The following is a 9,475-nucleotide window of genomic DNA, read 5'->3' as shown; positions in this document are numbered from 1 at the left end:
GGGGTTGGGGGGGGGGGGGGGTGGGGGGGCCCGGGGCATTCTCTCCCCCGGCCCCCCCCGGCCACCGCGGGGGGGGGGGGGGGGGGGGCGGCCGCGATCGCGGCGCGCAGCATGTCCTCGTCGGTCACCGAGGCAGTTTGTCCAGAACCGCCGCGAATTCGGAGGCGAAACCGAGCCGCTGGGCGATCATGCCGAGCTGCTCATCGGGGTAGAGGTCGGTCTCGGCCAGGATGACGCTGAGCACCGGTTCGGGCAGGCCGAGGTCGGCGAGCACGCCGAGGTCGCCCTCTTCCCACGGTTCGATGTCGTCGAGGTCGTCGGGGTCGATGTCGGGGATCTCGACGTTGAGCGCGTCGAGGGCGTCGGCGGCGATGTCGTAGTCGATCGCGGCGGTCGCGTCCGAGATGAGCAGGCGGGTGCCGCTCGGCGCGGGACGCACCACGATGAAGAATTCGTCATCGACGTCGAGCAGCCCGAAGACGGCCCCCGAGCTGCGCAATGCCTTCAATTCGGTCTCGGCGACGGACAGATCGACGAGGGCGTCGTGGCTCAGTGGACTGCATTGCCACGTGCCTTCTTCGCGGACCACCGCGACGGCGAACCCCTCGACGTCGTAGTCGTCGTCCGACGTCGCCCTGTTCGAGCCCGAGCGCTGTGCTGCCATGGTGCAAACGGTAGTCTGTCCCGCCCGCAATGATGAACTCGTGTGCCAATCTGTTCCGATGACCATCGCCCAGCGTGCGCCTGTCTGCGTCCTCGGAACCGGTTTGATCGGCGGCTCACTGCTGCGCGCCGCCGTCGCGGCGGGGTATCCGGCGTTCGGGTACAACCGGTCAGCCACGGGCGCCGAGGCCGCGCGTCGCGACGGTTTCGACGTGTCGACCGAGCTCACCGCGGTGCTGCGCCGGGCCGCCGCCGAGGACGCGCTGCTGGTGCTCGCGGTGCCGATGCCCGCGGTCGCGCCGATCCTGGCCGAGATCGCCGCGCTGGCGCCGGAGTGCGCGCTGACCGATGTCGTGAGCATCAAGCGCCCGGTCCTCGACGCGGTGCGCGAGCACAAGCTGGCGGCGCGCTTCGTCGGCGGACACCCGATGGCGGGGACCTCCGAATCCGGCTGGTCCGCAACCGATTCCGCATTGTTCCGCGATGCCGTGTGGGCTGTCGGTGTCGACGAGGGTACCGCCGTCGAGCCGTGGGAACGGGTGGTGCGGCTGGCGCTGGACTGCGGTTCGGTGGTTGTTCCGGTGGTGGCCGATGAGCACGATCAGGCCGTCGCCCGGATCTCGCACCTGCCGCATGTGCTGGCCGAGGCGCTGGCCGCCGCCGGCGCGGCCGGTGGCGACCTGGCGCTCGGGCTGGCCGCCGGCTCGTTCCGCGACGGCACCCGCGTCGCCGGTACCGCGCCGGACCTGGTGCGCGCCATCTGTGAACCGAACGCCACCGCGCTCGGGCAGGTGCTCGACGAAACGATCGCCGCCCTGAGCACCGCGCGCGACGCGTTGGCGGCGGACGGCACCCTCGGCGAGATTGTCGAGGTGGGTTATCGCGGGCGCACCGCGTACGAGGCGCGTGGGCGCCGGGACATCACCGGCATCGTGCCGGGCGTCGAAGGCTGGCTGGACGAAATGCGTCAGGCCGGGCAACGAGGCGGGGTCCTGCGGGCGTTGTGAACCGGCGCGGCGCTCCCGGCCCCGCGCACGGTCGAATGGTGGCTGCCGAGGACCGCGGGCCGGTCGCTCCCCGCGATTTTGCGGTCACTGGTACGCGGTCGACCGTTGCGCACCAATGGTTTCGACGTCAGACGCGTTGAGCGAGGCCGGGGTAGTCCAGGACGAAACCCTCCGGGTCCACCGTGAGCGTGGCGCTGGAGACCGGAGAGAGCACGTTGATGCCGTCGGACGCGCTCGAGTAGGTGAGCTCGGCTTCCTGCACCAGCAGGTCCGGTAGTCGCACGTACACGACCGGGACCTGCATGTCGCCCACCGCGTTCTGCAGGCCGAACCGGCGGATCGGCAGCGTGTTGAAGAACGGGCTCAGCACCACGTCGACGTCGAGGGCGCCGGCGAAGGTGGAGCGCACGTGACTGCCGCCCGCGTCGACGAGCCAGTAGTTCTCCTCGTCACGGGAGATGGAGGCGTGCCGCTCGCCCGCGGCCGTGGTGGTGCGCAGCGACAGCCGGCGGGTGGCGCCCGCCTCGTCGGTGACCAGGTCGTACGACGCGCTGAAGGCCGGGTGCTCATCGCATCCGCTGCCGATCATTCGGCCCGCCGCCCTGATCCGGTTGCCGTTGAGCGTCACCCGGACCGATTCCATCCGCGTGTTGTCGTGGGAACGCCAGGTGAGCACCGTGGGCCACCGGGAGGCCGGTTTGATCTCGGTGGGGCCGTCGGCTGGGCCCGGGGCTGGGGTCGTCACCTCTCTACGGTAAGCGACACCAGCCCCGCTGCTGTACAACACGGTGGCATCAGACCAGCGAATCCCGCCAGGCGGCGTGCAAGCCTGCGAAGCGGCCCTGCCCGGCGATCAATTCGTCCGGTGCGCCGTCCTCGACGACCCGTCCCGCGTCGAGCACCAGCACCCGATCGGCGATGGCGACCGTCGAGAGCCGGTGCGCGATGATCACCGCGGTCCGCCCGCGCAGCAGGGTCTCCAGCGCGTGCTGGACCAGTCGCTCGCCCGGGATGTCCAGGCTCGAGGTGGCCTCGTCGAGGACGATCACCGCCGGATCGGCCAGGAACACCCTGGCGAACGCCACCAGCTGACGCTGCCCGGCCGACAACCTGCCGCCGCGCGTGCGGACGTCGGTGGCGTACCCGTCGGGCAGCGAGCGGACGAACGCGTCCAGCCCCACGGCCCGCGCCGCCGCCGTGACCTCGGCGTCGGTGGCGTCGGGCCTGCCGAGGCGGATGTTGTCGGCGATGGTGCCCGAGAACAGGTACGCCTCCTGGGTGACCATCACGATGTGCCTGCGCAGTTCCGGATCGGCCAGTTCGCGCAGGTCGACGCCGTCCAGCGTGATGGTGCCGCCGCTCGGGTCGTAGAACCGGGTGAGCAGCTTGGCCAGCGTCGACTTGCCCGCGCCGGTCGCGCCGACCAGCGCGACCACCTGTCCGGCCGGGATCACCAGGTCGAACTTCGGCAGCACCGGTGCGTCGGCGTGGTAGCCGAACCAGACCCCGTCCATCCGCACCGCCCCGCTCGCCCGGTCCAGTGCGACCGGCTTCGCCGGTTCGGCGACCTCGGGCTCTTCCTCGAGCACACCCGAGATCTTCTCCAGTGCCGCCGCGGCGGACTGATAGGAATTGAAGACCTGGGCCAGCTCGTCGAGCGGGCCGTAGAACTGGTCGAGGTAGAGCAGGTAGGCGGCGAGCACACCGATCGCGAGGTTGCCCTCCATCACCTGCCAGGCACCGACCAGCAGCACGATCACCGTCGTGACCTTGCCGATGAAGTTGGACAGGCCCACGTAGTCGCCCATGCCGCGGATCGCGGTGGTGGTCGCCCGCTGGTACTCGCTGTCCTCCGCGCCGAGGACCTCCTGGTTGCGGCCTTCGCGCCGGAACGCCTGCACCGCGCGCATGCCGCTCATCGACTCGACGAACTGCACGACGACGCGCGCGATGGCCCCGCGCGTGCGCCGGTACCCTGCCCGCTGGCGCCGCTGTGCCCACCGGGTGACCAGCACCAGCGGCACGAACCCGAGCAGCACGATGGAAGCGAGCATCGGGTCGAGCCAGACCAGCAGCACCGCGATGGTGAGCACCGAGAGAACCGCGCTGAACGCCTGGTTGAGCGCGCCTTCCAGCAGCTCCTGGAGCGTCTCGATATCGCTGGTGAGCCGGGTGACGACCTTGCCCGAGGTGTACTTCTCGTGGAACGACACGCTCAGCCGCTGGGTGTGCTGGAACGCGCGCACCCGCAGGTCGAACAACACCTTCTGGCTCAGCGAACCCGAGGCCCGCAGGAAGAGGAAGGTGGTCAGGCCGGAGAGCAGCGTCACCGCGACGAACCCGGCCACCGTCGCGAGCATCGGTGTCCAGTTGCCTTGGCGGCCCTGGCTGATGCCGTGGTCGAGGCCGTAGGCGATGAACAATGGCAGCGACACCTTGGCCGCGTTGTCGAGCACGATCAGGACGAAGGTGAGGATCGCCTGCTTGCGATACGGCCGCACCAGGTCGAGCAGCAGGCGCCGGGATCGCCCGGCCAGCACCAGGTTTCCGGTGCCGGTGACGGCGTCGTCCTCCTTGGCGATGCCGCGCCAGTCGGCCGCCTGTTCCGGCGCGGCCTGGATCTCGGTGTCGGTGGTCATGATTCACCTCCCATCAGTTCGCGGTAGCGGCTGTTGGAACGCAGCAGCTTCTCGTGGGTACCCTCGGCGACGATGCGGCCGTCGGCGAGCAGAGCCACCCGGTCGGCCAGCGCGGCGGTGGACGGCCGGTGCGCGACCAGCAGGGTGGTCGCCCCGGAGAGCACGGTGCGCAGCCGATCCTGTACGCGCTCTTCGGTTTCCACGTCCAGCGCGGAGAGCGGATCGTCGAGCACCATGATCCGGCCGTGCTCGGCCGCCGTCTCACCGATGAGCACTGCCCTGGCCAGCGCGAGGCGCTGCCGCTGGCCACCCGACAGGCTCATGCCCTGCTCGCCGATCCTGGTGTCCAGACCCCACGGCAGCGCGTCGACGAACTCGCTCGCCTGCGCGATGTCGAGCGCCTGCCGCACATCGGCGTCGGTGGCGCGCGGGTCGCCGAGCGCCACGTTCTCGCGGACGCTGGCCGAGAACAGCACCGGCTCCTCGAAGGCCACCGTCACGATCCGGCGCAGGTCGGCCAGGCGCAGCGTGGCGATGTCGATGCCGTCGATGGTGATGCGGCCGGAGTCCACGTCGTAGAGCCTGGGCACGAGTTCGAGCAGCGCGGTCTTGCCACTGCCGGTCGCGCCGACCAGCGCTACCGTCTCGCCCGGCCGGATCCGCAGCGAGATGTCCTCCAGCACCGCCTTGTCCGTGCCGTCGTCACCGGCCGGATAGGCGAAACGCACCTGGTCGATGACCAGCTCACCGCGCAACGCGGCGGGCAGGTCCACCGGCTGGGGCGGATCGGTGATGTCGAGCGGGGTGTCGATGATCTCCCAGTACCGGTCGGCCGCGGTGCGCGCCTCGAACAGTTCCGAGAGCAGGAAACCCATCCAGATGATCGGCCACTGCAGGAAGGTCGCCAGCGTGATGCTCGCGACCAGGGTGCCCATCGTCATCGTGCCCTGCGCCACCGCGTGGCCGCCGACCCCGAGCGAGATCGCGATCGCGACCGTCGGCAGTGCCACCAGCGAGGCCCACAACGTGGCGTCCAGGCGCACCTTCACCAGCTCGGTCTTCTGCAGTTCGCGCGAGAGCGCGGTGAAGCGCGCGCCGAAGAACGCACCGCGCCCGAGCGCCTTGAGCACCCGCACGCCCTGTGCCGATTCCTGGGCGATGGTCGCGAGGTCGCCGGCCTGGTCCTGCGAGCGCCGCGAGGCCACCTCGAAGCGCCGCACGAACCGCGCGCACACCACCGTGAGCGGCAGGGAGATCACCGTGAAGATCAGGCCCACTTGCCAATTCATCACGAACAACGCGGCGAGACCGACCGGCAGCAGCACGCCGTTGACGATCAGGAACGGTCCGGCGAAGGCGACGAACCGGCGCATCACCGCGAGATCGTCGATGGCGCGGGAGAGCAGCTGGCCCGACTGCCAGCCGTCGTGCCGTCCGATCGCCAGCGCCTGCAACTGGGCGAAGAGCTTGGCGCGCATCCTGATCTCGAACAGCGTCGATGGCTTGGACACCAGCCACCGCCGCCCCCACATGCCGAACGATTCCATCGCGCCGAGCACGAAGATCAGCGCGACCGGTGCCAGCAGCCCGGCGAAATCGCGCCGCGCGATCGGCCCGTCGACTACCCGCGCGATCACCAGCGGGATCACGATGGCCGTGCTGGAGGTGACGATCGCCAGCACGTTGGCCGCGATCAACGGCACCCGATAGGGCCGCAGGAAGGGCAGGAACCGCCGCAGCGATCGCAATCCCGCGCTGGGCCGCGGCGCGGGCCGCCCCGATCTGTCAGCCTCCGATTCGGTGGCCGCCAGCTCCAAAGTGACAGACAAGACTCTCCCCCTTGGTGTCCGGTGGATGGTTGGTTTCCGGAACGGACGCCAGGTGATGTTCGCACCGGGGTCCGACAAGTCGGCACCTCCAGAGTCCCACCGGAGCGGGGTCGCGAGCCACTGATTTTCCGGCCGGCGCCGCGTCGTCGGTTCGCGGCGAGTGGGCTGATCAGCGGCCGATAGAATGCGCCGCAGGCGCGAGTAGCCGAGCAAGTCCCCACGACACAGGAGGGCCGTTGACGCGGATGGTCGGGCTGTTCGCCGGAATCGGCGGACTCGAACTCGGCCTCGGCGCACACGGCTGGTCGACCGAGCTGCTGTGCGAGATCGATCCCGGCGCCAAAGGTGTCCTCGCCGCGCGCTTCCCCGACACCGCGCTGCACGGTGACATCACCAGGTTGCGCTCGCTGCCTGCGGGCACCGAGCTCGTCGCCGCGGGCTTCCCCTGCCAGGACCTGTCTCAGGCGGGCCGGACCGCCGGCATCACCGGCCGCCGTTCCGGTTTGGTGGAAGAGGTGTTCCGGCTGGTCAAACGGCAGCGTGGACCGCGCTGGCTGTTGATCGAGAACGTCCCGTTCATGCTGCAACTCGGTCGTGGCGAGGCCATGCGGCACATCACCCACGCGCTGGAGGAACTCGGTTACCAGTGGGCCTATCGCGTCGTCGACGGCCGCGCGTTCGGCTTACCGCAGCGGCGCCAGCGGGTGCTGATGCTGGCGTCGCGCACCGAGGACCCGCGCGAGGTGCTGTTCGGTGACGACGCGGGCCCGCGCGAGTACGGCGACCCCGACCGCGATCCGTGCGGCTTCTACTGGACCGAGGGTGTGCGGGGCCTCGGCTGGGCGGTGAACGCGGTGCCGACGCTGAAGGGTGGCTCGGGCCTCGGGATCGCGAGTCCGCCCGCGGTCCGGCTGCCCGCGGGCGAGATCGTCACCCCCGGCATCGTCGACGGTGAGCGATTACAGGGCTTCGACGCCGACTGGACCGCGCCGGCGCTGGACGTGCCCGGTGTCCGGCAGGGGCACCGCTGGAAGCTGGTCGGCAACGCGGTCAGTGTGCGGATGGCGAGTTGGGTCGGCGCACGATTGGCCGCGCCGTCGACGCCGCTCACCCTGGGCGAGCCGCTCCGAGCCGGGTCGCCGTGGCCGAGCGCGGCGTGGGGCAGGGCCGGTGTGGTGCACCGGGTGCCGCTGTCCACCTGGCCGGTGCACGAGCCGTACGAGGATCTGAAGAACTTCCTGGCCGAGCCGCGCCTGCTCTCACCGCGGGCCACGGCCGGTTTCCTGCGCCGCACGTCGATGGGAAATCTGCGCTTTCCGCCGGGCTTCCTCGATGATGTCCGCGATCATCTCGATCGCATGGGCGGCTGGGCGGTATGACCGCGCGGCACGCCGACGACCGGAATCCCCCACCGGCACTGCCGGCCGATGAGCCGCCGCCCGCCGCGAAACGCCCTGTGAGAGCGCCCGTGACCGATGCCGCGACGAGTGCGCGGATGTCGCGGCAACGCCGGGCGCACACCGATCCCGAACTGGCTCTGCGCCGCGAGCTGCATCGCGCCGGTCTGCGCTATTTCGTCGACCGTCCGCCGATCAAGGGCCAGCGTCGGCGCGCCGATGTGGTGTTTCCGAGGTTGCGCCTCGCCGTCTACGTGGACGGCTGCTTCTGGCATCGCTGCCCGGTCCACGCGACCGCCCCGAAGAACAATGCCGAGTGGTGGGCCGACAAGCTGGCGGGCAATGTGGCCAGGGATCGGGCGACAGACGCGGCCCTGCGGGAGGCGGGCTGGCAGGTCGTACGGGTGTGGGAACACGAAGACCCGCGGCTCGCCGCCGAGCGGATCGGCGCGCTGGTCAGCGAGCTGACACGCCACTCGGCGCGGGGAAAGCGGAAGTAGCCGACGGCCGATACGAGATCGGCCCGAGCGCAGGAGCTCAGCGGCGCCGGTCGGTTCGCACGCGGACGCGCACCAGCGATTTCGGTGCGTTGGCGGCGGCGAATCCGGAGACCGCCATCGCCAGGACCATGGCGAACCCTGCCAGTGCTATCGCGTAGCTCATCTAGACCTCCTGCTCGGTGACGACCACCAGCCTGCCCGGTGAACCTGACAGCAACCTGTGCGCGCTGTGATGAAACCACGGACAACCGCGCGACGCGCCCGATCTCGGCGATGGACCGGACACTGTGCCCCGCGCAGCACAATGGTCCATGTGCCAGCTCCCGCCCGGAGAATCCGCGGCTACGCCCTGGCGATCGCCGTAGCGATCGCGGTGGCCGGCCTGTGCTACTCGTCGTGGGTCCTGGAGTTCGTGCTGCCGGTCGACACCGACCCGGTCGACTCCTTTCTCAGCGAACTCACCGAAGCGGGCAAGCCGTATCACGTGGTGTTCGCCACCGCCGACAAGCTGGTCGGCCTGCTGCTGATCCCTGCGGCGCTCGGTGGACTGCTGCTGTTCCGGCGCAGGCGGCTCACCACCGCGGGCTGGATCGCCCTCGCCTGCTTCGGCGCCGCCACGATCGCCGACGCACTGTTCCCCCTGCGCGACTGCGACGCGGCCGGGAGCGGCTGCGGCACCGGCCTGATCCCGCAGCTGCGCCAGCCACACGCGCTGACCAGCACGCTGGCCGTCACTTCGATCGCGGTGGCGGCGTTCGCCTTCAGCGCCGCCGCCTACCGCTATCACCGCTGGCGGATCCTGCGCGAGTTCGGTGTCGTCGTGCTGGTCACCGGATCGGCGGCGACCATCTGGATGCTGGTCGCCGACAACCTGTCCGGGTCGTACGCGCTCGGCATCGCCCAGCGTGTGCAGGTCGGCTCCATGTCCCTGTGGCTGCTCGCGCTGGCCGCCGCCGTGCTCGTGGAGATCCGCGAGTGGACTAGTTGACCGAGATCCGCACGGTGTAGCTGTCGAGCGCGGCGGGCAGCTTGGTGGTGTCGACCGCGAGGATCTCCCCGGTGTCCTGCAGGCCGTTGGCCAGCGTCTTCGGCTTCAGCCCGAACGGCGGCTGCTCGCCCTGGCTCGCGGCTAAGCCGAAGTCGCTGTCGTTGGCGATGTAGATCGTCCTACCGCCATCGGTGGTGGCGATGCCCTCGATCTTGTCGTGGCCGAAGAACCTGCCCTTCGCGTCGAGCGCGACGACCAGCGCGGACAGGTCGAGATCGCTCTTCTTGGCCGAGATGTCGCGAACGACAGCCTCCGACAGGCCGCGTTGCCCTCACCACGCGCCAACGCCCCCAGCGGATTCCGCTGTCGGCCGCGCAGCGCCGGTTGTGGTTCCTCAACCCCATCCACGCCGACGCCGACGGCCCCGGCGACGCGGTCGACAACAACCCGAA

9 protein-coding genes are annotated in these 9,475 nt (G+C 70.3%); 4 read left to right on the top strand and 5 right to left on the bottom strand.

What is annotated here, in order from left to right:
* Positions 1 to 124 precede the first annotated feature (124 nt).
* Positions 125 to 664 carry a tRNA adenosine deaminase-associated protein gene (locus QH270_RS30640; RefSeq protein WP_280347813.1) on the bottom strand — a complete coding sequence of 180 codons (540 nt, stop codon included), beginning with the start codon at positions 662 to 664 and terminating at the stop codon, positions 125 to 127.
* 58 nt (positions 665 to 722) lie between these two features.
* Here QH270_RS30640 and QH270_RS30635 point away from each other — a divergent pair, with 58 nt between their 5' ends.
* Positions 723 to 1,670, top strand: coding sequence for a prephenate dehydrogenase (locus QH270_RS30635; protein ID WP_280347811.1), 948 nt, complete (start codon positions 723 to 725; stop codon positions 1,668 to 1,670).
* Positions 1,671 to 1,797: 127 nt separating this feature from the next.
* Here the strand turns inward: QH270_RS30635 and QH270_RS30630 are convergent, their stop codons facing one another.
* Genes QH270_RS30630 through QH270_RS30620 form a run of 3 tightly spaced genes read right to left on the bottom strand, consistent with a single transcriptional unit; the run spans position 1,798 to position 6,138 of the window.
* Entirely contained in the window at positions 1,798 to 2,415 is a 618-nt protein-coding gene (locus tag QH270_RS30630) for a putative glycolipid-binding domain-containing protein (RefSeq protein ID WP_280347809.1), read from the bottom strand.
* Positions 2,416 to 2,464: 49 nt separating this feature from the next.
* Positions 2,465 to 4,309 (bottom strand): ABC transporter ATP-binding protein, encoded by a 1,845-nt coding sequence (locus QH270_RS30625; protein ID WP_280347808.1) that lies wholly within the window; start codon positions 4,307 to 4,309, stop codon positions 2,465 to 2,467.
* Complete coding sequence (locus QH270_RS30620; protein WP_280347806.1) at positions 4,306 to 6,138, bottom strand: ABC transporter ATP-binding protein; 1,833 nt, start codon at positions 6,136 to 6,138, stop codon at positions 4,306 to 4,308. Before QH270_RS30620 ends, QH270_RS30625 begins: the two co-directional genes overlap by 4 nt.
* 245 nt (positions 6,139 to 6,383) lie before the next feature.
* On the opposite strand from QH270_RS30620, the gene QH270_RS30615 reads away from it, so the two are divergent.
* Both QH270_RS30615 and QH270_RS30610 read left to right on the top strand, forming a co-directional pair.
* Positions 6,384 to 7,517 carry a DNA cytosine methyltransferase gene (locus QH270_RS30615; protein WP_280347815.1) on the top strand — a complete coding sequence of 378 codons (1,134 nt, stop codon included), beginning with the start codon at positions 6,384 to 6,386 and terminating at the stop codon, positions 7,515 to 7,517.
* A 77-nt stretch (positions 7,518 to 7,594) separates the two neighbouring features.
* Positions 7,595 to 8,035: a very short patch repair endonuclease gene (locus QH270_RS30610; RefSeq protein ID WP_280347804.1), complete on the top strand. Its 441-nt coding sequence runs from the start codon at positions 7,595 to 7,597 to the stop codon at positions 8,033 to 8,035.
* A gap of 37 nt (positions 8,036 to 8,072) precedes the next feature.
* Here the strand turns inward: QH270_RS30610 and QH270_RS30605 are convergent, their stop codons facing one another.
* Positions 8,073 to 8,198: a hypothetical protein gene (locus QH270_RS30605; RefSeq protein ID WP_280347802.1), complete on the bottom strand. Its 126-nt coding sequence runs from the start codon at positions 8,196 to 8,198 to the stop codon at positions 8,073 to 8,075.
* 141 nt (positions 8,199 to 8,339) lie between these two features.
* Here QH270_RS30605 and QH270_RS30600 point away from each other — a divergent pair, with 141 nt between their 5' ends.
* Positions 8,340 to 9,023 carry a DUF998 domain-containing protein gene (locus tag QH270_RS30600; RefSeq protein ID WP_280347800.1) on the top strand — a complete coding sequence of 228 codons (684 nt, stop codon included), beginning with the start codon at positions 8,340 to 8,342 and terminating at the stop codon, positions 9,021 to 9,023.
* Positions 9,024 to 9,475 lie beyond the last annotated feature (452 nt).

Origin of the sequence: Nocardia neocaledoniensis, assembly GCF_029868625.1 — a bacterium.
GTDB lineage: Bacteria > Actinomycetota > Actinomycetes > Mycobacteriales > Mycobacteriaceae > Nocardia > Nocardia neocaledoniensis_A.
This window is presented reverse-complemented; position numbering and strand designations above follow the sequence as displayed.